General features: G+C 54.9%; 22 protein-coding genes. 17 read left to right on the forward strand and 5 right to left on the reverse strand.

From position 1 onward, the window contains the following. The first annotated feature begins 119 nt into the window (after positions 1-119). The 10 genes from ACT3R4_RS01130 to ACT3R4_RS01175 all read left to right on the forward strand — a co-directional run bounded on the left by ACT3R4_RS01130 (position 120) and on the right by ACT3R4_RS01175 (position 10,195). Positions 120-1,733 (forward strand): ABC transporter substrate-binding protein, encoded by a 1,614-nt coding sequence (locus tag ACT3R4_RS01130; RefSeq protein ID WP_441677000.1) that lies wholly within the window; start codon positions 120-122, stop codon positions 1,731-1,733. A 9-nt stretch (positions 1,734-1,742) separates the two neighbouring features. Continuing rightward, on the forward strand, positions 1,743-2,771 hold the full coding sequence (locus ACT3R4_RS01135) for an ABC transporter permease (protein ID WP_441676999.1): 1,029 nt from the start codon (positions 1,743-1,745) through the stop codon (positions 2,769-2,771). Between the two features lie 4 nt (positions 2,772-2,775). Then, complete coding sequence (locus ACT3R4_RS01140; protein WP_441676998.1) at positions 2,776-3,663, forward strand: ABC transporter permease; 888 nt, start codon at positions 2,776-2,778, stop codon at positions 3,661-3,663. Between the two features lie 10 nt (positions 3,664-3,673). Next, a complete protein-coding gene (locus ACT3R4_RS01145; protein ID WP_441676997.1) occupies positions 3,674-5,341 on the forward strand; it encodes a dipeptide ABC transporter ATP-binding protein in 1,668 nt (555 codons plus the stop codon). After that, entirely contained in the window at positions 5,338-6,036 is a 699-nt protein-coding gene (locus ACT3R4_RS01150) for a GntR family transcriptional regulator (RefSeq protein ID WP_441676996.1), read from the forward strand. The genes ACT3R4_RS01145 and ACT3R4_RS01150 overlap by 4 nt, the downstream gene beginning before the upstream one ends. Positions 6,037-6,365: 329 nt before the next feature. Next, entirely contained in the window at positions 6,366-7,001 is a 636-nt protein-coding gene (locus ACT3R4_RS01155; RefSeq protein ID WP_496201190.1) for an amidase family protein, read from the forward strand. Next, positions 6,998-7,159 carry a hypothetical protein gene (locus ACT3R4_RS01160; RefSeq protein ID WP_496203794.1) on the forward strand — a complete coding sequence of 54 codons (162 nt, stop codon included), beginning with the start codon at positions 6,998-7,000 and terminating at the stop codon, positions 7,157-7,159. The genes ACT3R4_RS01155 and ACT3R4_RS01160 overlap by 4 nt, the downstream gene beginning before the upstream one ends. Beyond that, positions 7,095-7,388, forward strand: a complete 294-nt coding sequence (locus ACT3R4_RS01165; protein ID WP_441676994.1) for a nucleotide-binding domain containing protein — start codon at positions 7,095-7,097, stop codon at positions 7,386-7,388. Before ACT3R4_RS01160 ends, ACT3R4_RS01165 begins: the two co-directional genes overlap by 65 nt. A gap of 417 nt (positions 7,389-7,805) precedes the next feature. Continuing rightward, positions 7,806-8,165, forward strand: a complete 360-nt coding sequence (locus tag ACT3R4_RS01170) for a hypothetical protein (protein WP_441676993.1) — start codon at positions 7,806-7,808, stop codon at positions 8,163-8,165. Between the two features lie 8 nt (positions 8,166-8,173). Next, positions 8,174-10,195, forward strand: a complete 2,022-nt coding sequence (locus ACT3R4_RS01175; protein ID WP_441676992.1) for a pyrroloquinoline quinone-dependent dehydrogenase — start codon at positions 8,174-8,176, stop codon at positions 10,193-10,195. Between the two features lie 125 nt (positions 10,196-10,320). On the opposite strand, the gene ACT3R4_RS01180 is transcribed toward ACT3R4_RS01175, so the two are convergent. Continuing rightward, on the reverse strand, positions 10,321-11,163 hold the full coding sequence (locus ACT3R4_RS01180; RefSeq protein ID WP_192526298.1) for an ion transporter: 843 nt from the start codon (positions 11,161-11,163) through the stop codon (positions 10,321-10,323). Between the two features lie 306 nt (positions 11,164-11,469). Here ACT3R4_RS01180 and ACT3R4_RS01185 point away from each other — a divergent pair, with 306 nt between their 5' ends. The 7 genes from ACT3R4_RS01185 (at position 11,470) to ACT3R4_RS01215 (ending at position 18,329) form a co-directional block, all read left to right on the forward strand. After that, positions 11,470-14,301 (forward strand): monovalent cation/H+ antiporter subunit A, encoded by a 2,832-nt coding sequence (locus tag ACT3R4_RS01185; protein WP_192526297.1) that lies wholly within the window; start codon positions 11,470-11,472, stop codon positions 14,299-14,301. Next, positions 14,301-14,633, forward strand: coding sequence for a Na+/H+ antiporter subunit C (locus tag ACT3R4_RS01190; protein WP_087109531.1), 333 nt, complete (start codon positions 14,301-14,303; stop codon positions 14,631-14,633). The genes ACT3R4_RS01185 and ACT3R4_RS01190 overlap by 1 nt, the downstream gene beginning before the upstream one ends. Continuing rightward, the gene (locus tag ACT3R4_RS01195) at positions 14,630-16,141 is read left to right on the forward strand and encodes a monovalent cation/H+ antiporter subunit D (protein ID WP_441676991.1); all 1,512 of its coding nucleotides are present in this window, start codon (positions 14,630-14,632) and stop codon (positions 16,139-16,141) included. The genes ACT3R4_RS01190 and ACT3R4_RS01195 overlap by 4 nt, the downstream gene beginning before the upstream one ends. Continuing rightward, complete coding sequence (locus ACT3R4_RS01200; RefSeq protein ID WP_172116262.1) at positions 16,138-16,635, forward strand: Na+/H+ antiporter subunit E; 498 nt, start codon at positions 16,138-16,140, stop codon at positions 16,633-16,635. Before ACT3R4_RS01195 ends, ACT3R4_RS01200 begins: the two co-directional genes overlap by 4 nt. Next, entirely contained in the window at positions 16,629-16,898 is a 270-nt protein-coding gene (locus ACT3R4_RS01205) for a K+/H+ antiporter subunit F (RefSeq protein WP_087109537.1), read from the forward strand. Before ACT3R4_RS01200 ends, ACT3R4_RS01205 begins: the two co-directional genes overlap by 7 nt. A gap of 37 nt (positions 16,899-16,935) precedes the next feature. Continuing rightward, positions 16,936-17,322, forward strand: coding sequence for a Na+/H+ antiporter subunit G (locus ACT3R4_RS01210; RefSeq protein WP_192526295.1), 387 nt, complete (start codon positions 16,936-16,938; stop codon positions 17,320-17,322). 173 nt (positions 17,323-17,495) lie between these two features. After that, positions 17,496-18,329 carry a DUF6694 family lipoprotein gene (locus tag ACT3R4_RS01215; RefSeq protein WP_318779675.1) on the forward strand — a complete coding sequence of 278 codons (834 nt, stop codon included), beginning with the start codon at positions 17,496-17,498 and terminating at the stop codon, positions 18,327-18,329. Positions 18,330-18,402: 73 nt separating this feature from the next. On the opposite strand, the gene serB is transcribed toward ACT3R4_RS01215, so the two are convergent. The 4 genes from serB to pgi all read right to left on the reverse strand — a co-directional run bounded on the left by serB (position 18,403) and on the right by pgi (position 25,620). After that, positions 18,403-19,608 (reverse strand): phosphoserine phosphatase SerB, encoded by a 1,206-nt coding sequence (serB, locus tag ACT3R4_RS01220; RefSeq protein WP_192526294.1) that lies wholly within the window; start codon positions 19,606-19,608, stop codon positions 18,403-18,405. 3 nt (positions 19,609-19,611) lie between these two features. Beyond that, positions 19,612-21,864: a DNA topoisomerase IV subunit A gene (gene parC, locus ACT3R4_RS01225; protein ID WP_192526293.1), complete on the reverse strand. Its 2,253-nt coding sequence runs from the start codon at positions 21,862-21,864 to the stop codon at positions 19,612-19,614. A 5-nt stretch (positions 21,865-21,869) separates the two neighbouring features. Next, entirely contained in the window at positions 21,870-23,765 is a 1,896-nt protein-coding gene (gene parE, locus ACT3R4_RS01230; RefSeq protein ID WP_192526292.1) for a DNA topoisomerase IV subunit B, read from the reverse strand. A gap of 157 nt (positions 23,766-23,922) precedes the next feature. After that, positions 23,923-25,620: a glucose-6-phosphate isomerase gene (pgi, locus tag ACT3R4_RS01235; RefSeq protein ID WP_192526291.1), complete on the reverse strand. Its 1,698-nt coding sequence runs from the start codon at positions 25,618-25,620 to the stop codon at positions 23,923-23,925. Between the last annotated feature and the right edge of the window lie 5 nt (positions 25,621-25,625).

Here is a 25,625-nt window from a genome sequence, read left to right on the forward strand (position 1 = left end):
AATATATTTCTAAAATCATTAAGCTTTTATTTTATAAAATAAATTTTAGCACCTGCAGCATTATGGCCCTCAAAGTGCATACACATTGAAAACTATCAATGCCCTTGTGAGGATACTCCATGAACCGTCGCGACTTTCTAAAAAGCACCTCAGCCCTAACCCTAGGGGCTACTGCGCTGCCCTTTCTAAAAGTACTTCCCGCTATGGCTAGCGCTAATGAAACCCTGGTAGTCGTGATGGGCAGCACAATTAACAGTCTGGATATCCACCGCAGCGGAACCAATCGCCCGAGCTACCAAGTCGCGGTTAACTGCTATGACCGCCTGATGACTTTCGGGACCAAAACACTGGAAGATGGCTCATTAAGCTATGACTACGACAACCTAAAAGGCGAATTGGCGGAGAGTTGGGAAGTTTCTGAAGACGGGCGGACATTAACGCTTTTTTTGCGTAAAGCCACTTTCTGGGATGGCCGTGCGGTCACCGCCCAAGACGTTAAATGGTCGTTTGATCGTTCTGTCACCCTAGGAGGCTTTCCTACCACCCAGATGGCTGCTGGCTCAATGACGAGTCCTGAGCAGTTTGAAGCGGTCGATGAACGCACTTTCCGTATTCATTTACCCCATGCATCAAAACTTACGCTACCCAATCTTACCACGCCGATCGCAATCGTAATTAACTCGCAGCTAGCGCTAGAGCACGCCACTGACGAAGACCCTTGGGCGACAGAATATCTGCACCGTACCCCGGCAGGCTCAGGCGCTTTCCAAATCGAGCGCTGGGAGCCGGGTCAGCAGTTGGTTTACCGCCGCAACCCAGAGTGGGCCAGCGGTGAGCGACCTGGCGCAGAACGCATCATTTTGCGAGAAGTACCTTCCACGTCAACTCGACGGGCATTGCTCGAACGCGGCGACGCCCACTTATCGCAAGATATTCCCCCTCGCGATGCTATGGAACTGGACGCTCAATCCAGCATGAAAGTGGTCAGCACGCCGATTGAAAACTGCCTACACGTGCTGTGCCCCAATTTAAACTTTGCGCCCTTCCAGGACGTGCGTGTACGACAAGCTATCGCTTGGGCTATTCCTTACGAGGCCATTATGAAGAATGCCGCCTATGCCCGTGGCGTGCCCATGTGGGGAGGCGATAGCGAGTCGCCTTCAGATATCGCCTGGCCGCAACCATTCCCCTATAGCAATAACCTGGAACGCGCTCGCGAGTTAATGGCTGAATCAGATTATGCAGAGGGGTTTGAAGTACCTATTTCGTTTGATTTGGGCCAAGCCGACTGGGCAGAGCCTGCCGCGTTGCTGATTCAGGAAGCCCTTGAACAGATTGGTATTACCGTGACATTGGATCGTATTCCTGGAGCCAATTGGCGTACTCGCGCGCTGGTAGATAAACAGCTGCCTTTACACTTGGAGAACTTTGGCGGCTGGCTCAACACCCCCTGCTACTATTTCTTCTGGGCCTATATCGAAGGCAACCTATTCAACTCATCCAATTACCACAACGATGAGATGGCCCAACTGGTCGATGAAACGCTCTTTATGCCTATGGATGATCCAGCGTATGCTCCCAAAATTCGCCGTATGATTGAGATTGCTTTCACTGATGTGCCGCGTATTCCGCTCTACCAACCAACGCTTAACGTGGCAATGCAGCCCAACATCTCGGGCTATGAGTTCTGGTATCACCGCCAGCTCGATAATCGTCCGCTGCGCGCCAGTTAAGGAGCTAGTATGGCCACTATGTCACGAACACGCCTGATCGCCGAGCGGATCGTTCAAGCCATGCCGGTGTTAATCGGCATTGTGATTGTTTCGTTCTTGCTTACCCGGGCGCTGCCCGGGGATCCTGCCGCGTACTTTGCCGGGCCTGCTGCTAATGCCGAATCGATTCAACAAATTCGCGTCAGCATGGGACTAGATCGTCCCCTACCGCTTCAGTTTATTAGCTATGTCCAGGATCTCTTTAGAGGCGACTTGGGTACCGCAATCTCTACCGGTCAACCGGTGATACACGAACTAACCACGCGCTTGCCTGCATCGCTGGAACTTACCGGCTTCGCACTGCTCTTTTCAATGGCCATTGCCTTACCTTTGGGCATTCTGGCCGCTACTCGTCCTAACACCTGGGTAGACCATCTATGCCGTGCCGTGGTAACCGCTGGGGTATCACTACCCACCTTCTTCACGGGCTTGGCGCTTATTTATGTCTTCTACTATTTACTCGACTGGGCGCCCTCACCTATGGGCCGATTAGACTTTTTATACCTTTCACCGCCCAAGGTGACCGGCTTTTACGTCATCGACGCGCTCATTGACCGCGACATGGAAACCGCATGGGCAGCCTTGTCGCAGCTATTACTCCCTGCAATCACGCTAGGGCTATTTACCCTAGCGCCCATCGCGCGGATGACTCGCGCTGCCATGTTACAAACCCTGGAAAGCGAATTTATTCGCACCGCCCGGGCCGCCGGTTTACCGCGCCGAAAAGTACTTTTTACCTATGCTCTTCGCAACGCCATTCTGCCGGTGATTACCACGCTAGGCATGGTGTTCTCCTTTGCACTGGGTGCCAACGTGCTGGTAGAACAAGTCTTCTCATGGCCGGGTATTGGCTCCTATGCCGTTGAAGCGTTGGTGGTATCGGATTACGCCTCGGTACAGGGGTTTGTGCTCACCATGGCGCTGCTATTTGTCGCCCTTAATTTGCTTATTGATGTGATCTACACCCTTGTGGATCCGCGCCTAAATACGCAGGAGTAGCGACATGAGCACATTAACCTCAGCGAGCAACGCACAAGAAGGTTCGCTACGCCGCTTTATACGCCATCTTCTCTATGTAATGACCGACAACCCTGTTACGGCGGTCGCTTTTGCACTGTTTGTGCTGATCGTCATCGCTGCGCTATTTGGCCCCTGGCTGGTGCCCTACAACCCGTTAGCCACCGACTCAAGCAGTACCCTGCAAGCGCCTTCTTGGCAGCACTGGTTTGGTACTGATCACCTGGGCCGTGATGTATTTTCCCGGGTGGTAGTCGCCACGCGTCTCGACTTAATGATCGCGGTGACCGCCGTGGCGATCGCCTTTGTGGTGGGCTCAACCTTAGGCGCTATTGCCGGTTTTTATGGCGGCTGGACGGATCGTATTACCGGTCGCTTAATGGACACTATTATGGCCTTCCCACTGTTTGTGCTGGCCATGGGGATTGTCGCGGCAGCGGGCAATACTATTGAAAATATCATCTACGCCACGGCGATTATCAATCTGCCCTTTTATGCCCGTATGGCGCGTACGGAAGTCGCTGTGCGTCGCCAGGCCGGTTACGTTCAAGCCGCTCGGCTATCCGGCAATCGAGACTGGCGCATTTTGGCGTTCCAAATATTCCCCAACTCACTGCCCCCCATGATGGTGCAAATCTCGCTCAATATGGGCTGGGCGATTCTGAACGCGGCGGGGCTTTCGTTTATTGGCTTAGGCGTCAGTCCGCCCACCCCAGAGTGGGGCATCATGGTGGCAGAGGGTGCCAACTATATTGTCTCAGGCCAATGGTGGCTTGCCGTCTTCCCGGGGCTGGCCCTAATGCTGGCAGTTTTCACCTTCAACCTGTTAGGCGACGGTCTGCGCGATCTGGTTGATCCGCTTCGGCGCACCTGAGGAGCTTACTATGAGTATTCCGCTGCTCGATATTCGTGATTTAACGGTTGAGTTCTCTACCCGTAATGGCACCGTCACTGCGGTTAAAAAAGTTGATATCAGTGTTAATAAGGGTGAGACGTTAGGCATTGTCGGCGAGTCGGGCTCCGGTAAATCCGTGACCTCCTATGCCCTGTTGCGCATTCTTGATCGTGCAGGACGCATCGCCGACGGCAGCATTGTGTTTGGTGGCGTTAATGTAGGTGGCGCAGACGAACGCACCATGAGTGAGCTGCGCGGGCGTGAAATGTCGATAATCTTTCAGAACCCTCGCGCGGCCCTTAATCCCATTCGCGCCGTTGGTCGCCAGATTGAAGATGTAATGATTGAACATGGCTTGGCCACACGCGGCAATGCCCACGGTAAAGCCATCAAAATGCTCGAAGCGGTGCGTATTCGTGAACCTGAACAGCGCTACCACGCCTACCCCTTTGAACTATCCGGTGGTATGTGCCAGCGCATTGTAATTGCCATTGCGCTGGCCTGCCGCCCCCAACTGCTTATCGCGGACGAGCCCACCACCGGGCTTGATGTAACGACCCAAAAAGCAGTGATGGACTTGATCGTCGAGCTAGCTGCCGAACGGCAGATGGCAACCCTGCTGATTACCCACGATTTGGGTTTAGCCGCCAGCTATTGCGATAAAATTGTGGTAATGGAAAAAGGCGAAATCGTTGAGTCAGCGACGGTAGATGAACTGTTTGCCAACCCGCAACATCTTTATACCCAACGCTTGATGCGTGCCACGCCCAGACTAGACTCCCAGGTAGCTGATCTGCTACCCGTCGATGATAAACTACGTGCCAGACCCGAGCGCCAGCCCATTGGCCCACCGCTGCTTGAAGTCGATGCTTTAGTTAAAACCTTTGGCAAGACCACCAATGAAGTGCGGGCAGTGGATAACCTTAGCTTTACCTTGCACGAGGGTGAAAGCCTAGGCTTGGTGGGGGAAAGCGGCTGCGGCAAATCAACCACTTCAGCAATGATTATGCGCCTGCTGGATCCGACTAGCGGTGCACTCAGGTTTGCCGGTAGTGATATTGCCGCTATCAGTGCGAAGCAGTTTGCTCATCACCCCCTGCGCAGCAAACTGCAAATGGTGTTTCAAGACCCGACGGATAGCCTCAACCCCCGCTGGAGCGCCCGACGTTCAATAGAGGATCCGTTGCGTCGACTTGACCAGGTCAACTGCCAAGAACTTAATGCCCGGGTATCCGTTCTTGCTGAGCGGGTTGGTTTGCCTAGCCATCTTTTAGACCGCTTTCCCCATCAACTTTCCGGGGGACAAAAGGCGCGGGTGGGCATCGCCCGAGCGATCGCCCTGGAACCCAAACTGCTGATTCTTGATGAGCCCACCGCCGCGTTGGATGTCTCCGTTCAAGCGGTGGTACTGAATCTTTTGGCGAGCCTGCGTGAGCAGTTCAATATGAGCTACCTGTTTATCAGTCATGACCTCAATGTTGTTCGATTACTATGTGACCGTGTCATGGTGATGCAGGAGGGTAAAATCGTTGAGGAAGGACCTACGGAGAACCTGTTAAGTGAGCCTACCCACGACTACACACGTGCGCTACTCGCCGCGATTCCTCACCCACCGGCTCAATCTAGTTCTGCCCATGTACCGGTGACCGCTGTATGAAAAATCTGACTGTTCTGACCCCAGTCAAGTTACGTGAAGGCACCACGGTGGATGACATGCTCAGCATTCTCGCCGATGAGGTTATCAGCGGTGAGATTGCGCCAGGCACAAAGTTGGACGCCCGAGTAATTGCTGAGCGCTTTACGGTATCACGCACTCCGGTACGCGAAATGTTTGGCCACCTTGCAGCCATGGGCCTGGTTGAAAAACGACCCAATCGCGGGGTCACCGTCGCCAACATCACCGATGAGTTGCTGATGGCGATGTACGAAGCTATGTCAGAGCTGGAGGCTGCCTGCGCCCGCCTCTGCGCACTGCGAATGACCCTTGAGGAACGCCAAGCTCTTCAGCGCCTTCATAAAGAGGCTTTACGCGTAGTTCGCGATGGCACCACCAGTGACTACGAAGCCTTTAACCATGAGTTTCATACTCACCTCTATGAAGGCAGCCATAGCTCTTACCTGCGTGATTTAGCGTTAGCAACGCGAAGTCGGTTAAAACCCTTCCGCAAAGCCCAGTTTCGCATGCCGCAACGCCCCAGCCTTTCCTGGCAGGAGCACGACGCCATTGTTGCCTCCATTCTGGAAGGCGACGGTGAGGCTGCCGCCCGCGCCACACGCTCGCATGTTATGCAGGTAAGCATTAGCACCCAACATTATGTGGAAGAACATAAAGCGGATAAAGAAAGCAACTAATCAAGGAACTCGTTATGGCAACTTTACGCCCCCCTGGATATCAAAAGCCTCCACGCCGCCTATCGAACCGGCGAATTAACACCCGCCGCCCTGATAGATGAATTGCTCGGCTTCGCCGAATTGCACGGCCCCGACCCCGTTTGGATCACCCGCCTAAGCCGTGAACAACTAGAGCCCTACCTTCAGCGTTTGGAAGGTGAGTCACCCAAAACGTTGCCACTTTACGGCATCCCATTTGCCATCAAGGACAATATCGACCTGGCAGGTGTATACCCACCACTGCGGGCAGCCCGGCTTACGCCTACACGCCCGGCGAGCATGCCTTTGTGGTGCAGCAGTTGATTGATGCCGGGGCCCAACCTATGGGCAAGGCCAATCTAGATCAGTTCGCCATAGGTCTGGTGGGCGAACGCGCCCTTGAGGTCTACGGCACGCCGGCCAACGCCTTCGACTCAACGTTGGTGCCGGGCGGCTCCAGCAGCGGCTCGGCGGTGGTCACCGCTGCCGGTATGGTCAGCTTTGCGTTGGGCACCGACACCGCGGGGTCCGGACGGGTGCCTGCGTGTTTTCACAACCTCTATGGCGTGAAGCCCAGCCTTGGTCTTTTAAGCACGCGGGGCGTAGTGCCCGCCTGCGCCACGCTCGACACCATCAGTCTGTTTGCGTTGACCGGCGATGATGCCGCCGCCCTGCTTGAGGCTACTGCCGTTTTTGATGACCAGTGCGCGTGGTCGCGCCGCCATAACTTCGCCGTGCACGGCAAGCGCTATGGCCGAGCGCCCGCGGCCTTTCGCTTTGGTGTACCGCTCGAGGCGCAGTGGCACACCGATGCCGCTTACACAAAAAGCATGCACCAGGCCATCACGTCGCTTGAAGCGCTGGGCGGTGAAAAGGTTGAGCTGGACTGCTCACCGCTACTCGCCTGCTCTACGAAGGGACCTGGGTGGCCGAGCGCTATCACGTGATTCGGGAGCTAATGGAAAGCAACCCCGAGGCAGTCCACCCGGACACGTTTCAAATCACCCAAGGCGGCGCTACGCCGCTCGCCGTGGAGGCCTTTGACGCCCGCTATAAACTCGCCGAGTACAAGCGCCAAGCTGATCGCTTCACTCATTCGCTCTAACAGTATCGGTACGCTACTTGTTGCCGGGGGCGATACCTCAAGCCTGGCCATCCACCACTTGCAGCCCCATAGCATTGACTATCTCGGCCCGCTCGAGGCGGGCGTTCCGGTTTGTGCGGCAAATTTTGCCGATGGTCATCAACTACCGGTGATTATGAAGGGGGACCAAATGGGTTCAGTTACGCTTTTTGATAGCGTTTGCGCGCTAACCTGCCAAAAAGAAGAATAAGTACTCTGGTCAAAATGCCCAGAGATAGTAGAGGATGGGCATAGCGGCATCAATGTCAAACCAGACCAGCAACTATTAACAAGACACACTCAACCAACACTTCACAGGCACTATTATCATAGCGCATGTATGCCTACTTAAAGCGTCTGCTTGCAGGGCATTCAAAGAAGGTAAAACTTTCTGCCCTGCAAGGCGTACTAGCTCTGGACTCAAAGGATTCGTTAAAGACCACACCTACTCGTCAACGCACTAGCCTCAATCAGATGCGCATGCACAACCCCCTTCTCGTCTCCTCACGAATCTCATGTACATACCCTTCTTCTGTTAGCGCCACCTAAATTACCGGCGTCTGCTACGCTTAACCAACAATCAGTTACACACTGGAACCCCCTCATTCATCGCAGGAGTGATAACGCAATGTCGCGATTACAAAGGCGCCGTACAGGCGCTGGGGTACTGCTTTTAGCCGCTCTAGCGGGTGTTTTAATTTCTGCTTACGCTTATATAACACCATTGACCGGCGTAACCGGCACGCTTGGCGCATTGGTAGCAATTCTGGCCTGCGCGTTGCTCACTGTCGCAGCGATTGCGCTCTTCAAGCTTAACGCGAGCGTCGGGCTTATCGCGCTGCGTACGCTTATTATTATTGGGCTGGCAGGGACATTCTTCGCCGCCATGCTTTTACACCAGTGGTGGCTGGGCGTCGCCATGGTCATAGGCCTGATCGGGCTGATGGTTGATATAGCAAGCTCCCCCTCTAAACCCACTCGGACCTGAGGCGCTCTATGCCTGCTCATTATGTAAATACCCAACGCCAATGTGGGCGTTCATCCTCTCGTTTCACTGGCAACCTGCTTTTAGCGCTACTGTTCACACCGTTACCGCTATTGGCGCAAGCGCTGCCTTCCGAGCAAAGCGAACCTTTAAACGAGACAAATAGCCACCAGGCAATTCCGCTAGTCCCCGAAGGCGCCATTTGGGATAGCTTTCACGGGCAGCTTAATGCGCAAAAATATAGCCCACTGGATCAGATCAACGTAGACAACGTAGGTCATTTAGAAAAAGCGTGGGAGTTTCATACCGGCGATGTCTCCGATGGCTCTGGCGATATTCCTCCCACGGTTTGGTCAGCAACCCCCGTATTTGCCAACGATACGCTCTATATAGGCACGCCGTTTTACCGGGTATTTGCCTTGGACCCCGCCACTGGCGAACAGCGCTGGATGTTTGACACCGATTCCTCTCTTGAAGCCTTGACCCAGCCAGCGCTTAAAAGCCGCGGGGTAGCCTACTGGGAAGCGGACGAGCCTTCTGACAATGCCTGCGATAAAATCATCTACTTCGGCACCATGGATGCTCAGCTTTTCGCACTCGATGCCGATAGCGGTGAACCCTGTGAAGACTTTGCTGATAATGGCGTTTTGAACGTTAACCAGTGGAATAATATTCCCGAAGATTGGCCGTTATCGCTCTTGCAACCCCCCACTGTCGTGGGTGACCGGCTTATCCTGGGCTGGGCGGGTAAAGACTGGGCAACCAGTGAAGCCCCTTCGGGTACCGTTTTCTCGGTCAATGCGCGCACAGGCGAGCTTGAGTGGGCCTTTGAAGCGCTATCCGAAGAGATGCGTGAACGCAGCGGTACCGCCAATGTTTGGACTCACATGGCAGCCGATGAAGAACTTGGGCTTGTATACTTGCCCATCTCTTCGCCCTCGCCCAACTTTTGGGGCGGTAATCGTACCGAGGAAGTGCCGCTGGCCACGTCCACGACCGCACTGGATATTGAAACCGGAGAGGTCGTATGGTCACGCCAGTGGGTACATCACGACCTATGGGACTACGATATTAACGCCGCACCTACCCTAATGGATATTACGGTCGATGGTGAAGAGATACCGGCGTTAATGCAGGCCACCAAAATGGGTTTTCTCTTCGTGGTTAACCGTGAAACCGGCGAAGACGTGTGGCCGATTGAAGAGCGCGAGGTACCTAGCGGTGATGGTACGGTAGAGGGCGAAGTCTACTCACCCACACAGCCATTTCCCACCAAACCCGCCCCGCTGCTTGACCAGTCTGAGAAACCAAGCATCTGGGCGCTGGCCGATGCGGTGAGCTTTGGCCAGTGCTCCGCCCTTTGGGATGATCTTTGGTATGAAGGCATGTACACCCCACCTACCACCCAAGGCGAAGGAACACTTGCCTACCCGGACAGTGCCGGTGGCGTGCAGTGGGGCGGCGTGGCCTTTGACCCGGTTAATCAAACGGCCGTCGTCAATACGTCACATATTGTGCAATACGTGAAGCTATTTAATCGCGACGACTTTGAAGAAGCCGACAGAGGTTCAGGTAATGAAAGCGGATACTCTCCTCAAGAGGGCGCGCCCTACGGCATGCGCTTGGAAGTAGCGCTTAACTGGCTTGGCATGCCCTGTTGGGAGCCGCCCTTTGGCGAGTTGGTGGCGCTGGATATGACCACCGGCGATGTGAAGTGGCGCCGCCCGGTAGGCGCTTCACAGCAGTACGGCTTTTTCATGCCTGAGCGTTGGGGCTCACCGACCATTGGCGGCCCGGCTATCACGGCTGGGGGGCTTATATTTATCGGCGCATCCATAGACGCCAAGCTTCGCGCTTACTCGCTTGAAACCGGCGAACAGCTTTGGTCTGACCAAGCGGAAGCGCCCGCAGTCGCCAATCCTGCCGTTTACGAGTACGAGGGCCGACAATATGTGGCGTTCGTAGCCGGGGGCAATACGATTGTCAAAGATCAGGTAGGCGACCAACTGGTGGTCTATGCCCTGCCGGAGTAACCGTACCTTGTAAACACCATAACCCAAAGGGGCGGCCCGTGTTTTGCAACACGGGCCGCCCCTTTCTCTATTCCTACCATGTTCGAAGAAGCCGTATCCGCTACCGCATGGTGCGTGCCTGCCTTCTATTGAGGCGAGTTTGTATCACGCTTTGTCAGTGCTGACTCCATACGGTCAAGCTGAGCACGTAATTCACGAACATCACTACGTAACCCCTGTATCTCAGCCTCCTCTCCTTCGCCACTGTCCAGCGCCATCTGGGCGCTCTCTTTTTGCATGACGTCCAGCACAATGCCGATCATCATATTGAGAAAGATAAAGGCGTTGAGGAATATGAACGTTAAGAAGTAGATCCAGGCATAGGGAAAGTGCTCCATCGTCGGGTACAGGACGGCAGTGGCCCAGCTTTCGAATGTTGCCACCTGGAAAAGCGTGAGCATGGCCAGCGCAATGTTACCCCATAGCTGCTCATCGACGGTGTGGAACAAAAAGCTGCCGATTGCGGCATAAATGTAGAAAATAATAAACATCAAAAGCGCCACGTATCCCATACGTGGTATGGATTTGATCAACGCCGACAGCAGCATTTGAAGCTCAGGTATCATTGATACCAGACGCAGCACGCGGAAGATGCGTAGCAAGCGCGCCAGCAGCACCATTTCTGACTCATCCATGGGGATTAGACTGGCGGTAACAATCAAGAAATCAAAGATGTTCCAGCCTTTTTTGAAGAAATCCCGCAGCCTGGGCTCTGCCGCCATACGAATAAGGATCTCGACCAGAAAAAACACCGTCACCGCCATATCCAGCACGCCGAGCCACTGCTCAAACCGGCTCACCTCATCGTAGGTGCGTGCGCCAATTACCAGCGCCGATATCACAATGATGGCAATCACAAACGTCTCAAAAAACTTATTACTGCGCAGCTTTTCAAAGCGTGCCTGCCAGGTACTAAAGGAAGTGCTCATTGCTGTAAAGTTCTCGCAAGCATAGAAAATTCAAAAAATAGTTTAAAAAATGAGAAGCATTATTCATCCTCCCCATGCGGCAACGCAAATGCTACCTGCAATAACCGCCAACCGTTTGGGGCGTGCATCAACGGCAAGCCCCCAATCACTTTCTCTTGTTCATTGAATACGCGGACCGATTATACGAAAGCCGCACATCTTCAAAACAAGTGATATTCTACAGTTTCGCTTAATTTACCCTTGGCCCTAGGTGTATTCTCCTCACTTTGCGGCCTTTTTTGAGATTTTATTGCGCTGGATGAGCCCATGACACTGCTTTGGATAGCCTTATTACCGTTGCTTGGGGTACTGGTGCCACTGATCACCGCTCAACGCGACCGCTCTGTGTGTTCGCTTGCGACGAGCGTGGTACCGGCTGCCGCCCTGCTACTCACCTTACTTCAGATACCGGCCTTGCTGGATGGTGAAACATTGCGCTTCCATGCTGAATGGATGCCTGAGCTTGGCTTGGAACTTGCCTTTCGTCTGGATGGCCTGTCCTTGCTTTTCAACCTCCTGATTCTGGGGATTGGCCTGCTCGTATTGCTGTATGCCCACTTCTATTTGGGCAAAGATGAACCTGTAGGGCGTTTCTACGCTTTTCTGATGCTGTTCATGGCCTCTATGGTCGGCATCTCAATGTCTGACAACCTGATTCTTTTATGGTTGTTCTGGGAGCTTACAAGTCTCTCCTCGTTTCTATTGATCGGTTTTTGGTCTTATCGTAACGATGCGCGTAAAGGCGCACGCATGGCGCTAACCGTGACAGGTGCAGGCGGCCTTGCCCTATTAGCGGGGCTATTACTGCTCGGCGATATGGCCGGCAGCTTCAATATGAGTGATGTGCTGGCCAGTGGTGCCACCATTGTGGCGGACCCGCGCTACCCCATCATGCTGGCACTAATTTTATTGGGTGCTTTCACCAAATCGGCGCAGTTCCCGTTTCATTTCTGGTTGCCGCATGCCATGGCGGCGCCGACCCCGGTTTCTGCTTATCTGCATTCGGCCACCATGGTTAAGGCGGGCATCTTTTTAATGGCCCGGCTGCATCCAGCGATTGCCGGTAGCGAGCTTTGGAGCGTGGTGGTACCGCTTATCGGTTCAATCACGCTGCTATATGGCGCCTGGTTTGCTCTGTTCAAGACGGACCTAAAAGGTATTTTGGCGTTTTCTACCATTAGCCACCTGGGCCTGATTACAGTGCTATTGGGCATCGGCACGCCTATGGCCGTTTTGGCGGCGCTGTTTCATATTGTTAACCACGCCACTTTCAAAGCAGCGCTTTTCATGAGCGCAGGCATCATCGACCATGAAACCGGCACACGTGAGCTTAAGCAGTTGGGTGCGCTGCGCAAAACCATGCCCATTACTGCCCTGCTGACGACACTGGCCGCTGCGGCGATGGCAGGTGTGCCCTTCTTTAATGGGTTTCTCTCCAAGGAGATGTTCTTTACTGAAACATTAGCCACGCCCGTACTGGGCGGGTTAAGTTGGCTAATCCCTGCGCTGGCCGCTATAGGTGGCATTCTTTCCGTTGCCTACTCGGTACGTCTGGTGTATGCGGTGTTCTATGCGCCTGCGAAGGAAGCGTCGCCCAAGGCGCCTCATGAGCCACCACACCTGATGCGTTTTCCGGTCGAACTACTAGTAGTGCTCTGCATGCTGGTAGGTTTATTCCCCACGCTGATGGTCAATAACCTGCTTGAGCTGGCGACGCAAGCGGTGCTCGGTGAACCGCTGGACTTCCACTTGGCTATTTGGCACGGCGTGAACCTGCCACTCATCATGAGTATGGTGGCGTTTGTAGTGGGTGTTGTCCTTTACTGGCGCCATGCTGATCTACGTCGTTTCGCCCAATCGTTTGCCAGCGTCGATGCAAGCCGTGTGTTTGAGCGCGCAATGATCAGCCTTGAGCAACGTGCAGAAGCCCTCGTGGCCGCCTGGGACGGTCATTCGCTGCAGCGCTTTGTGGGCTGGCTTTTGCTGTCCACGCTGATCATGGGCGTTATCGGCTTATCACAAATTACCGAGCTTACCGGCCCCAAAGGCAATCAACCCATTGATGGCGTGCTGCTGCTAGGCGCTGGCATGTTGATTTTTGGCGGTATCGCCACCGCCGCCACTCACCGCTACCGGCTAATTTCACTACTCATGCTGTCGGTGGTGGGACTTTTTGTAGCCCTTACGTTTGCACGCTTCTCTGCACCGGATCTAGCGCTGACGCAGCTTTCGGTGGAAGTGGTAACGATGATTTTGCTGATGCTGGCGCTTTTTTTCCTGCCTCAAAAGACGCCCCCCGAATCCAGCCCCAAGCGCAATCTGCGCGACATGCTGTTAGCGGGTTCATTGGGACTTGTCATCGCCAGCATTAACTATGCGGTGATGACGCGAGATACGCTGTCGATCTCTAACTTCTTTATGACCAATAGCGTTCCTGGCGGCGGCGGCCATAATGTGGTCAACGTCATTCTGGTCGATTTCCGTGGCTTCGATACCTTGGGCGAGATTACGGTGCTGGCCTTGGCGGGCTTGGCGATTTTCAAATTGCTCAACCGTTTACGCCTGTTTATCCCGCACAGCGACGGAGAAGGCCGCGTTTGGTCCCCTGATCGTTATCCGGCCATTCTGACCTCTATTTCACTAGCTCTATTGCCGTTGGCGCTGCTGGTATCGGCGTTTATTTTCTTGCGCGGCCACAATGAGCCCGGCGGCGGCTTTATCGCTGGCTTGATCACCGCGGTTGCGCTGATTCTTCTGTATATGGCACGTGGCGTGGAATGGACACAACAGCGTTTGGACTTCCCCTTCCAACCCGTTGCCATTGCAGGGGTTGCGGTGGCGACGCTAACCGGCTTGGGTAGCTGGTTGTTCGGCTACCCCTTCCTGACCTCTGCCTTCAGCTACTTTAGCCTGCCGGTAGTCGGTAAGTTTGAGTTAGCCACTGCTCTGCTGTTTGATCTCGGCGTTTATCTCGCCGTCGTCGGCGCCACGCTGATGATTCTGGCCAACCTGGGCAAGGTCACCACGACTCACCGGCCAGTGGTTAATGAGCCCAAGGGCGATGAGGTCACGCCGCCACCCGCCAAGGAGCAAAGCTGATGGAATTACTTTACGCAATCACCACCGGCGTACTGAGCACCTGTGGCCTCTATTTAACGCTTCGGGGGCGTACTTTTCCCGTAGTGGTAGGTCTAACGCTGCTTTCTTACGCCGTGAACCTGTTTCTATTTTCGATGGGTGGGTTAACCACTGACGGTGCGGCCATTGTTCATGGCGAAGGCGTTTATGCCGACCCGCTGCCTCAAGCGCTAGTGCTTACCGCCATCGTTATTGGCTTCGCAATGACCGCTTTCGTCGTGATTCTCGCGATGCGCGCCCGCAGTGAAGTGGGCAACGATCATGTAGACGGTAAAAAGGAAGACCGCGAATGATGCAACACCTGATTGTTTTTCCTATCGTCCTGCCACTGATCGCCGGCATTATGCTGCTCTATCAGCGCCAAGGATTGGTTCGCTACAAACGTATCGTGAGCGTTGTGGCCACCGTTCTATTACTGGCCGTGGCGATAGGCCTAATTAGCCAAGCCATGCGTGGCGAGATTCTTTACTACGCATTGGGCAACTGGCAAGCGCCTTTCGGCATCGTACTGGTGCTCGACCGCCTATCTGCCTTGATGCTGTTGATCACAGCCCTGCTTGCAGTGGGTGCCGTGATATTTGCCTGTGCAGGGGATGATGAAAAAGGCAGCAATTTTCACGGCCTTTTTCAGTGGCAACTTCTGGGCATTAATGGCGCGTTTCTAACCGGCGACTTGTTCAATCTGTTCGTCTTTTTTGAAGTGCTGCTTCTCGCCTCTTACGCGCTGCTGCTACACGGTGGCGGCAAAGCACGCATCCAGGCGAGCGTGCATTACGTGGTACTCAACCTGGCAGGTTCTTCACTGTTTCTGATAGCGGTAGGTACGCTTTATGGCGCTACGGGAACGCTTAACATGGCGGATATGGCGCTGCGCGTAGCCGAACTGCCTGCTGAGCGCCAAGGTCTGGTGACCGCTGGCGCGTTAATGTTGTTGGTGGTATTTGGCTTGAAAGCCGCCATTTTGCCGCTCTATTTCTGGCTACCGCGCGCTTATTCAGCGGCGCCCGCCCCGGTGGCAGCTCTCTTTGCCATTATGACCAAGGTCGGTATCTACGCCATCCTGCGCGTTTATCTGCTGATTTTTGGCGAAAGCGCGGGCGCACTGACCGCACTGGAGCAGCCATGGGTATGGTGGCTCGGCTTGGCAACGCTCGTTGCCGCTGGGGTAGGCATTATGGCTGCCCGAGACCTAAAACTACTGGTCGCTTACCTGGTGTTGCTGTCGGTGGGCACACTTTTGGTCGGTGTGGGCATGCGAATAGAGCAAGCGACTTCAGCGCTTCTTTACTATTTGATTCATACCTCCTTGATTACGGGTGGTTTATTCCTGCTGGCTGAAATGATCGGATTACAGCGCGGCAAGGCAGGGACTCGGCTGGTGAAAAGCCGCCCCATGACCCAAGGCAAGGCGTTAGGGCTACTGTTTCTTGTAGGTGCTGTCGCCGTTGTGGGCGTTCCGCCACTTTCCGGCGCCTTGGGGAAAGCACTGGTGCTCAACGCCGCTGAAGGTGCTCAGCGATTATGGCTATGGCCTACTCTACTGCTGGTGAGTTTGGCAGCCTTGATCGCTCTGTCGCGCGCAGGTTCCACGATCTTCTGGCGTAGCTATCGCGGCAGTTTAGGCGGCAATGCGTTGCCACGCCGCCAATGGTTTGCCGTCATCTGGCTGCTAAGCGCGGCCCCCTTAATGACCCTGTTTGCAGGGCCCATCAGCAGCTACACCCAAGCAACGGCCGAGCAGCTATCACAGCCACAAGTCTTGATCGACACGCTGCTACTTGATGCAGGAGATGCCCCATGATTACCCCGCGCTCCTGGCTGCCGACGCCAGTTTTATCGCTATTATTACTAGGCGTCTGGCTGCTGCTTGCACGCAGTTACGCCCCCGGGCAAATCGTACTGGGCGGCATACTGGCCATTATCATCCCACTGGTGACCTATCGGTTCTGGGACACGACTCTACGCATCAAAAAGCCCTGGGTGCTGCTGCGGTTTATCTTGAGGGTTTTAAAGGATATCGTCGTCGCCAATTTTGAGGTGGCTTATCTAGTGGCCAACCCTTGGCGCAGGCTAACGCCACATTTTATTGAATACCCTTTAATGCTGGAGGAGCGCTTCACCATTACGCTGCTGGCCAGCACCATTAGCCTGACGCCTGGCACGGTATCAGCCAACCTGCGCCTCGACGGTCAATCGCTATTAATCCATGCTCTGGATGTTGATGATGAAGAGGAACTGATCAGGCAGATCCGCGAGCGGTATGAGCGTCCTCTCAAGGAGATTTACGAATGCTAAGCATTGCTTTGTACATTACCCTAGCGCTTGTCGTCATGGCGCTGCTGATGAATCTCTTTAGGCTTACCGTGGGGCCAGACCTCCCGGACCGCGTACTGGCGCTGGATACCATGTACGTTAACTCCATCGCACTGATTGTTCTGCTGGGGCTATGGCTTAACAGCAAAACCTATTTCGAGTCGGCGCTGCTGATTGCCATGCTGGGCTTTATCAGCACCGTGGCCGTGTGCAAATACATTCTGCGCGGAGACATTATCGAATGAACGCACTTTCTGTCTCGTATCACCCGGAGGCGTCGCCATGTCGCTCTTTGTAGAAGCACTTATCTCCTTAATGCTTATCACCGGCGGCGTGTTCGTATTTATCGGCTCACTGGGGATGGCTCACCTGCGCGATTTTTATATGCGCCTGCATGGCCCTACCAAGGCCACTACGCTGGGTATTGGCTGCATGCTGATTGCCTCAATGGGTTATTTTTGGAGTGTCGATGGTCACATTGATATTCAGGAGTTGCTCATCACGCTATTTCTGTTTATTACCGCCCCTGTCAGCGCCCATTTGCTTGCCAAAACCGGCCTGCACTTGCGTTTGAGGCATGCCCAAAAAACGCAGGGCAAACCGATAGAGCTTCGCTCAGAGGAAGTCGGTGATAAACCCGTCCCCCATCCCGACAAAGGCCACGGTTAGCCGTCCGGCCATGGCCCTGTAGTGAGAAAAACAGTCTCTACACGGCCACGGCTTCCTAAATTTTCACAGCCCACAACCGATAAATAAAGTGCTTAACAATGACAGAGATAGTAGTGGTCGTTAGCGCTTTCCGGTAAGCTCCACAGCGTTTTTGACCATAATGAGGTGAATGTATGTGGAGCCTCCTACGGCTGTCTGCCATTACGCTATCGCTATGTGTGTTAGCCGGTTGCTCAGACCCCAAAATAGATACCAGCTCCATGCCAGCGGCGGTTGTCTCAATTGAGAATGTACGTGAGGCGATGCCTGCTTATAAGCGTGATGAGTTTGATAAAGCGCTCGCTATCATGGCGATGCCAAACTTTGGCAGCATGGCCTTACTTAGCCCTAAACGAATGAATGCAGCCGAGATCGCTGAATCGGCCAACGTTCGCATGCATGGTCTAACGGGCGACCAGGTAATTAAACGCGCCGACGATATTCTACGTGAGAGGCGAGCCAGAGAGCGTCAGCAGGCGCTCTCTACCCTTGCCCGGTTGACTGAAAAGCAAGCGCGGGCAGCTAAAGACCGCGAGCAACGGGAGCGCTTTAGCATTGATAACGCACGCTATTATATAAGCCAAAGCCCATACGGCACACCAGAACCGGCGCTGGATATTGAGGTGACCAATCATACGGAGCAGGCCGTCTCGCAAGTATTTTTAAGAGGTGTTGTGACCAGCGCTGATCGGTCCGCGCCCTGGATTGATGAAACGTTTTACTATGTGATTGCGGGCGGTCTTGAAGCAGGTGAAACAGCCATGTGGCGCTTGGCACCTAATCGTTTTAGCGCTTGGGGAAACACACAAATACCCAGCGATGTATCGCTCACGGTAACCGTCGAAGGCCTTCAAGATGCCCAAGGCAACCCGTTATGGGATTCGCCTGAACTTAGCAAGAGCGAGGTAGAAAGGCTTGAGCACCTGAGCCACGAATATCAGGGCATCGCACTATCTACCACCCAGTAGTTGTCGGGTTTATAGAGCGCGTACTATTGAGTCGGTACGTTACGCACCGACTCAATAGCTGGCCGAAAAGCACTTAATCCATTAGATCCGTTTGGCGATAACCAATCAGATACAGCACGGCATCAATGCCCAGTGTCGAGATCGCCTGACGCGCTTGAGCGCGCACTAATGGCTTGGCTCGAAACGCGATACCCAATCCCGCTTTAGCCAGCATTTTCAGGTCATTGGCGCCATCGCCTACCGCAATGGTCTGCTCCAACGTAAAGCCTTCGCGCAGCGCAATTTGTTCCAAAAGCTCTGCCTTGCGCTCAGCATCAACGATCGGCAACGTCACTTCACCAGTGACTTTACCGTTCTCAATCACCAGCTCATTAGCATGAATCTCGTCAAAGCCGAGTTTTTCCTGTAAATGGCGGGCAAAGTAGGTAAAGCCCCCGGATAGAATCACGGTGCGGTAACCGAAGCGCTTTAAATTAGCCATCAAACGCTCTACGCCATCCATTAACGGCAGCTCTTCGGCAATCTTGATCAGCACCGACTCATCCAGGCCTTTCAGCTTGCTCATGCGTTCGCGAAAGCTCTCCTGAAAATCCAGCTCGCCACGCATGGCCCGTTCGGTCACCTCGGCAACCTCATCACCCACCCCGTGGTGCCGGGCCAGCTCATCAATCACTTCAGCTTTGATCAGCGTGGAATCCATATCGAAGCACACTAGGCGGCGATGGCGCCGCCAGATTGAGTCTTCCTGGATGGCGATATCCACGCCATGTTCGCCTCCTAGTGCCAACGCCTTTTCGCGCAGCGCTTCGATATTCGCCTCGTCGCCACGTAACCAGCACTCAACGCAGGCACCGCCGGAAGGCGCGCTACCCTCCAGCGATTCACGCCCAGAAAGCCGATGAATCAGCTCGACCGTTAACCCAAATTCTGCCGTTAAAATGCCGACTTCAGCCAATATGCCTGCTGGCAAATGCGGCGCCAGCAGCGTCAAAATAAGCCGAGGCTGACTTGCTTCGTTGCTCCAGCGCCGATAATCGTCGGCGTTAACCGTAATCACCTGCACATCCAACCCTAGCGCATCGCCCGCCTCGCTGAGCATCGCCTCCAAGGCATTATCGCGTTCAAGCCCCACAAGGGCTTCCAGAGAGAGCATGCCAAACGTCACGCTTTGATTAATATCCAAAAGCTGGGCATTCGTGCGGGCCAGCGCTTTCCCAAATCCCTCTAGCTGCCCGGAACGCGCCATACCGGTTGCACGAATTAAACAACGTTTTGTCATGAGTTACTCTCCCGCCTCTAACCGATCAACTTTTTGGAAGCCGCGCGGCAACTTGCTGCCTCGTCGCCCTCTTTCGCCGCGATAATACGCTAAATCATCCGCTTTCAAGGTCAGCTTGCGCTTACCGGCGTGAACCAGCAGTGCGTCGCTTGCCGAGAGAACGGTAACGTCACGTACAAACTCCTCACGTCGGGCGGCTCTCGGGCCGGGAATATCGAGCATTTTGTTGCCTTTACCTTTGGTCATTTCAGGCAACTGCTCAAGCGGGAACAGCAGTAATCGGCCTTCGCTAGACACCGACGCCACCCACAGCTCTTCACCGTCAGGCACTTCGATGGGCGCCATCACGCTACAGCCTTTGGGTACGCTGAGTACCGCTTTGCCGGCTTTATTTTTACCGGTAAGCGCGTCCAAGCGGGCCATAAATCCATAACCACCGTCGCTTGCCAATACGAAGCGCCGTTCGGGTGGGGCAAGCATTAGCCCGGCCATTTGTGCCCCTGCCGAGACATTAGCGCGGCCGGTCACCGGTTCACCTTGGCCCCGCGCACTGGGCAAGTTATGGGCGGCCAGGGTATAAGCGCGTCCCGTGTCGTCCAGCAGCACCAGCGGCTGATTAGTCTTGCCCCGAGCGGCCAGATGAAAGCTATCACCGGCTTTATAGGACAGTCCTTCCGGATCAATATCGTGCCCTTTGGCAGCGCGAATCCAGCCTTTATCAGACAACACTACGGTGACCGGATCAGCCCCCAGCAACTCAACTTCTGAAAGTGCCTTGGCTTCACTGCGCTCAATCAACGGTGAGCGGCGCTCGTCGCCGTGCTCTTTGCCCGCCGCACGAATCTCTTTTTCGATCAGCGTGGTTAGCTTTGCTTCACTGCCCAGCAAGCCCGTAAGGTACTTACGCTCTTTTTCCAGCTCGTCCTGCTCGCCGCGAATTTTCATCTCTTCGAGCTTGGCAAGGTGACGCAGGCGCAGTTCGAGAATCGCTTCCGCTTGGCGCTCAGAGAGACTAAAAGTGGCGATTAGCGAGGCTTTTGGGTCATCTTCCTCACGAATAATTCGGATCACTTCGTCAAGATCCAGATAGGCTGTCAGCAAGCCTTCCAAAATGTGCAGGCGGTCTTCCACCTTGCCCAGGCGGTGCTCCAACCGGCGGCGCACCGTGGTCCGGCGAAAGCGTAGCCACTCGCCCAGCATATCCGTTAGGGGCATGACCCGCGGGCGGCCGTCCAGGCCGATCACGTTCATATTTACCCGCACGTTCTTTTCCAGGTCCGTGGTGGCAAACAGGTGGGCCATCAGCGACTCGACATCGACGCGGCTGGAGCGCGGTTCAATCACTAGGCGCGTGGGCTCTTCATGAGTTGATTCATCACGAAGATCGGCCACCATCGGCAGTTTTTTCGCCTGCATCTGCGCGGCAACCTGCTCAAGTACCTTGGCACCGCTGACCTGGTACGGCACGGCGGTAATCACGATATTGGCGTCTTCGCGGGTATAGCGCGCACGCAGTTTTACCGAGCCTCGGCCTGACTCATAAAGCTTACGCAGGTCGGCTTGGGGCGTGATGATTTCCGCATCCGTAGGAAAGTCCGGCGCGGGTACAAACGCCATCAAGTCAGTTGTGGTCGCCTTAGGGTTGCGCAACAGATGGCAGGTAGCCTCGACCACTTCGCTAACATTATGGGGCGGAATATCGGTGGCCATGCCCACGGCAATCCCGGTACCGCCATTGAGCAGTACATGAGGCAACTTGGCAGGCAGCACGAGAGGCTCCTGCATGGTGCCGTCAAAGTTGGGTGCCCAGTCGACCGTGCCCTGCCCCAATTCGCCCAGCAGCACTTCGGCAAACTTGGAGAGCTTGGCCTCGGTGTAGCGCATGGCGGCAAACGATTTGGGGTCATCCGGACTGCCCCAGTTGCCTTGGCCATCCACCAGCGGGTAGCGATAGCTGAACGGCTGGGCCATCAGCACCATGGCTTCGTAACAGGCGCTGTCGCCGTGAGGGTGGAATTTACCCAGCACGTCGCCCACGGTACGCGCTGATTTTTTGTACTTGGCATTGGCGTGTAGCGCCAATTCGCGCATGGCGTAAATAATCCGCCGCTGCACGGGCTTCATGCCGTCGCCAATGTTGGGCAGCGCACGGTCCAAGATGACGTACATCGAGTAGTCGAGGTACGCTTTTTCGGTATAGTCGCGCAAGGAGAGGCGTTCGACGTCGCCTTCCGCTACCTGAATATCCATGGTCATCGGGGTTATACCTCAATATCTGCGAGGTTGCCGTAATCTTCCAGCCATTTCTTGCGGTCGCTGGCGCGCTTCTTGGCGAGCAGCATATCCATCATTTCCATCGTGCCATCGCCCTCTTCCAGGGTGAGTTGCACTAGGCGACGGGTTTCGACCGCCATGGTGGTTTCGCGCAGCTGTAAAGGACTCATTTCGCCCAGGCCCTTAAAGCGCTGTACGTTAGGTGTACCGCGCTTTTTCGCCAGTTGCTTGAGCACGGCGGCTTTTTCGCTCTCATCGAGGGCGTAGTGCACCTCTTTACCTAAATCGATGCGGTAAAGGGGCGGCATGGCGACAAACACATGACCGGCATCCACCAGCGCCGGAAAATGGCGTACAAACAGCGCGCACAGCAGCGTGGCAATGTGCAAACCATCGGAGTCGGCATCGGCAAGAATACAGATCTTGTGGTAGCGCAGCTTTTCAAGGTCGGCGCTACCTGGATCAGCGCCAATCGCGACCGCAATATCATGAACTTCCTGAGAGCCGTAAATATCGTGCGTCTCGACTTCCCAGGTATTCAGAATCTTGCCGCGCAGGGGCAGGATTGCCTGAGTGTCGCGGTTACGCGCCTGCTTCGCACTGCCCCCGGCCGAGTCGCCCTCGACCAGAAACAGCTCGCTAAGTGACGGGTCCTGCCCGGAGCAGTCAGCAAGCTTGCCGGGAAGCGCCGGGCCTGATGTGACCTTTTTACGGGCGACCTTCTTGGCCTTTTTCTGGCGATGCTGAGCGGCGCTGATCACCAACTCCGCCAACTGCTCGGCTTGATCAATATGATGATTGAGCCACAACGAGAAGGCATCCTTCACCACGCCGGAGACAAAGCCTGCGATGGTGCGTGATGACAGCCGCTCTTTGGTTTGCCCGGCAAACTGGGGGTCGAGCATTTTCACCGAAAGCACGAAAGAGGCGCGCTCCCAAAGGTCCTCAGCGGTGAGTTTGATGCCGCGCGGCAGCAGGCTGCGATATTCACAAAACTCGCGTAGTGCATCCAGCAGTCCTGATCGAAAACCGTTAACGTGAGTGCCGCCTTGCGGCGTGGGAATCAGGTTAACGTAACTTTCCAACAGCGACTCACCGCCTTCCGGTAGCCATTGAATGGCCCAATCCACACCGTGCTCGTCGTCACTGAAGTGGCCGACAAACGGTTCACCGGGCAGTACGTCATAGCCATCGGTGGCTTCGGCCAAATAGTCGCGCAGACCATCAGCGTAGGCCCACTCGGTTTTGGTGCCATCTGGCTCAATCAGCGTAACGGCAAGCCCTGGGCAGAGCACCGCTTTGGCGCGCAGTAGATGTTTAAGCTTTGAAACGGCCAGTTTGGGGCTGTCGAAATAGCTCTCATCAGGCCAAAAACGCACTAAAGTTCCGGTAGCGCGTTTAGCCGCCTTGCCGATTTCATGCAGATTTTCGACTTTTTCGCCGTGCTCAAAGGCAATCGCATGGCGCGCGCCGTCACGGGTCACTTCTACTTCCAGGCGCCGTGAAAGCGCGTTAACGACCGAGACGCCAACGCCGTGAAGGCCACCAGAAAACCGATAGCTTGAAGAGGAGAACTTACCGCCTGAGTGCAGTTTGGTAAGAATCAGCTCCACCCCTGAAACGCCGTGCTCGGGGTGAAGATCAATCGGCATACCTCGGCCGTCATCCTGAACCTCGATGCCCCCATCGCTGTGCAACGTGACACGAATAAAAGAGGCGTGGCCGGCCAGCGCTTCGTCGACGCTGTTATCAATCACTTCCTGGGCCAGGTGATTGGGCCGTGAGGTATCGGTGTACATACCGGGACGCTTACGTACCGGCTCGAGCCCTGACAGGACTTCGATAGAACTCGCGCCGTACTGAGAGGCATCAAACTGGGTCATGTAACGTCGGTTCCTGAAGGGTAAAGCTGGCAGCCGCCTGTAACTTGTACAGGCGGCCGACAAAGATCGCTAGAATAGCAAAAAGCTGTATATCCAGCCATATCTAATACATGGCAGGAAAACTGGGAGCACGCTTTTTCATAGACGCCCGAGGCAGTTACCCATCCTGCTCGGCGGCCCAAAACGCTTCAATCAAGCCGCGGCTAGAGGCATCCATGCGGGTAATGTCGCCCTGCCCATCGATGATGCCTTGGGTATCCGTGGCAATTTTTTTGCCAAGCTCCACCCCCCACTGATCGAACGGATTGATATCCCAGATAACGGCTTGAACAAACACCTTATGCTCATAAAGGGCAATCAAAGCCCCCAGCGTAGCGGGCGTTAGTGTATCCAGCAGTACCGTGGTCGATGGCTGATTGCCGCGATAGCGTTTGTGCTCTGGACGGGGGCCATCATCATCCAGCGCGTCATCGCCGAGCATCAGAACGCGGGACTGGGCAAAGCAGTTGGCAAGCGCTAGCCGGTGCTGCGCTTTGAGATGGCGGCGAGTATCCGGGTCTTCCACCTCATCATAACGCTTGAGCGGAGCGATAAAATCACACACAACCGACTGAGTGCCCTGATGAAGCAGCTGATAAAACGCATGCTGAGCATTGGGGCCCAGCTGCCCCCACAGTACCGGGCAGGTCGAATAATTGACCGCCTGGCCCTGGCGGGTAACCGACTTGCCGTTGGACTCCATTTCCAGCTGTTCAAGGTAGGCAGCAAAATATTCCAACCGACCATCGTAAGGCAGGATTGAGTGGGCGCGGATATCCAGAAAATTAACGTTCCAGATGCCGGCCAAGGCCAGCAGAACCGGCAGGTTATCTTCCATGGGCGCTTCACTGAAGTGGCGGTCCATGGCGTGGGCACCGGCCAGCAGCTCGCGAAAATGCGTCATGCCTACGACCAGAGCAATCGGCAAACCAATCGTGCCCCATAGCGAATAGCGCCCGCCTACCCACTCCCAGAATTTAAGCTGGTGGTCGGGCGCAATGCCCCACTCGCTCATTTTCTCGGGGCTGGCCGACACACCAATAAAGTGCTGGCGCACAATAAGTTCAGCGCTTACCGGTGGAGCACTGACAAAATCGCTATGCTGAGTTAAACGGCCCAACAGCCAGTCTCTGGCCGTATTGGCGTTGGAAAGAGTATCAATGGTGGTAAACGACTTGGAGGAGAGCACAAAGAGGGTCGTTTCCGGATTTAGACGCCCTAAATAATCGGCCAGCTGCGAGCCATCCATTGTCGAGGCAAAATGTACCTCAACGGGATGAATATTCTCAGGCCGATAATCGGCCAGTGCATGGGTCACCATCAACGGCCCTAAATCCGAGCCGCCGACGCCTAAATTCACCACATGGCGAATGGGCTTGCCCGTGGCTCCTCTCCACTGCCCGGCGTGCAAACGGCACACCAGACGCTCCATTTGCGCCAGGCTTTCCTGCACTCCGGCGACAATATCTTCCCCTTCAACGTTCAGCGTTGCCTCGGCCGGTAAACGCAGCGCTGTGTGCAAGGCTGGGCGGTTCTCACTAACGTTAACCCGCTTACCACTTAATAAGGCATCAATAGCGCTGGGCACACCCGCATCGTGCGCCAGCGCTAACAGATGCTCAAGCGTATCGTCGTCCCAACGCTGCTTGGAAAGATCCAGCGTCAGGCCGGCTTCATGGCGGGTAAAATTCGCCCATCGGCTGCTCTCCGAGCCAAATAGTGTTTTTAAATGAACGCCTTTGAGTTCATCGGCATGCTGTTTTAATGTCTGCCATGCGGGCAGTTTATCGGGGGTGGCGCGTGATGCTGAGGCCATTTGCC

It is taken from the genome of Halomonas sp. AOP7-E1-9 (assembly GCF_052376035.1).
In the GTDB taxonomy this organism is placed as follows: domain Bacteria; phylum Pseudomonadota; class Gammaproteobacteria; order Pseudomonadales; family Halomonadaceae; genus Vreelandella; species Vreelandella citrativorans.

What these genes read in the sequence shown, in the direction of transcription:
- ACT3R4_RS01210 (WP_192526295.1), top strand. Translation starts at nt 16,936, where the DNA reads ATGTCGCTCTTTGTAGAAGCACTTATCTCCTTAATGCTTATCACCGGC.
- ACT3R4_RS01135 (WP_441676999.1), top strand. Translation starts at nt 1,743, where the DNA reads ATGGCCACTATGTCACGAACACGCCTGATCGCCGAGCGGATCGTTCAA.
- pgi (WP_192526291.1), bottom strand. Translation starts at nt 25,620, where the DNA reads ATGGCCTCAGCATCACGCGCCACCCCCGATAAACTGCCCGCATGGCAG.
- ACT3R4_RS01150 (WP_441676996.1), top strand. Translation starts at nt 5,338, where the DNA reads ATGAAAAATCTGACTGTTCTGACCCCAGTCAAGTTACGTGAAGGCACC.
- serB (WP_192526294.1), bottom strand. Translation starts at nt 19,608, where the DNA reads ATGACAAAACGTTGTTTAATTCGTGCAACCGGTATGGCGCGTTCCGGG.
- ACT3R4_RS01190 (WP_087109531.1), top strand. Translation starts at nt 14,301, where the DNA reads ATGGAATTACTTTACGCAATCACCACCGGCGTACTGAGCACCTGTGGC.
- parC (WP_192526293.1), bottom strand. Translation starts at nt 21,864, where the DNA reads ATGACCATGGATATTCAGGTAGCGGAAGGCGACGTCGAACGCCTCTCC.
- ACT3R4_RS01185 (WP_192526297.1), top strand. Translation starts at nt 11,470, where the DNA reads ATGACACTGCTTTGGATAGCCTTATTACCGTTGCTTGGGGTACTGGTG.
- ACT3R4_RS01170 (WP_441676993.1), top strand. Translation starts at nt 7,806, where the DNA reads ATGTCGCGATTACAAAGGCGCCGTACAGGCGCTGGGGTACTGCTTTTA.
- ACT3R4_RS01145 (WP_441676997.1), top strand. Translation starts at nt 3,674, where the DNA reads ATGAGTATTCCGCTGCTCGATATTCGTGATTTAACGGTTGAGTTCTCT.
- ACT3R4_RS01195 (WP_441676991.1), top strand. Translation starts at nt 14,630, where the DNA reads ATGATGCAACACCTGATTGTTTTTCCTATCGTCCTGCCACTGATCGCC.
- parE (WP_192526292.1), bottom strand. Translation starts at nt 23,765, where the DNA reads ATGACCCAGTTTGATGCCTCTCAGTACGGCGCGAGTTCTATCGAAGTC.
- ACT3R4_RS01130 (WP_441677000.1), top strand. Translation starts at nt 120, where the DNA reads ATGAACCGTCGCGACTTTCTAAAAAGCACCTCAGCCCTAACCCTAGGG.
- ACT3R4_RS01215 (WP_318779675.1), top strand. Translation starts at nt 17,496, where the DNA reads ATGTGGAGCCTCCTACGGCTGTCTGCCATTACGCTATCGCTATGTGTG.
- ACT3R4_RS01200 (WP_172116262.1), top strand. Translation starts at nt 16,138, where the DNA reads ATGATTACCCCGCGCTCCTGGCTGCCGACGCCAGTTTTATCGCTATTA.
- ACT3R4_RS01180 (WP_192526298.1), bottom strand. Translation starts at nt 11,163, where the DNA reads ATGAGCACTTCCTTTAGTACCTGGCAGGCACGCTTTGAAAAGCTGCGC.
- ACT3R4_RS01140 (WP_441676998.1), top strand. Translation starts at nt 2,776, where the DNA reads ATGAGCACATTAACCTCAGCGAGCAACGCACAAGAAGGTTCGCTACGC.
- ACT3R4_RS01205 (WP_087109537.1), top strand. Translation starts at nt 16,629, where the DNA reads ATGCTAAGCATTGCTTTGTACATTACCCTAGCGCTTGTCGTCATGGCG.
- ACT3R4_RS01175 (WP_441676992.1), top strand. Translation starts at nt 8,174, where the DNA reads ATGCCTGCTCATTATGTAAATACCCAACGCCAATGTGGGCGTTCATCC.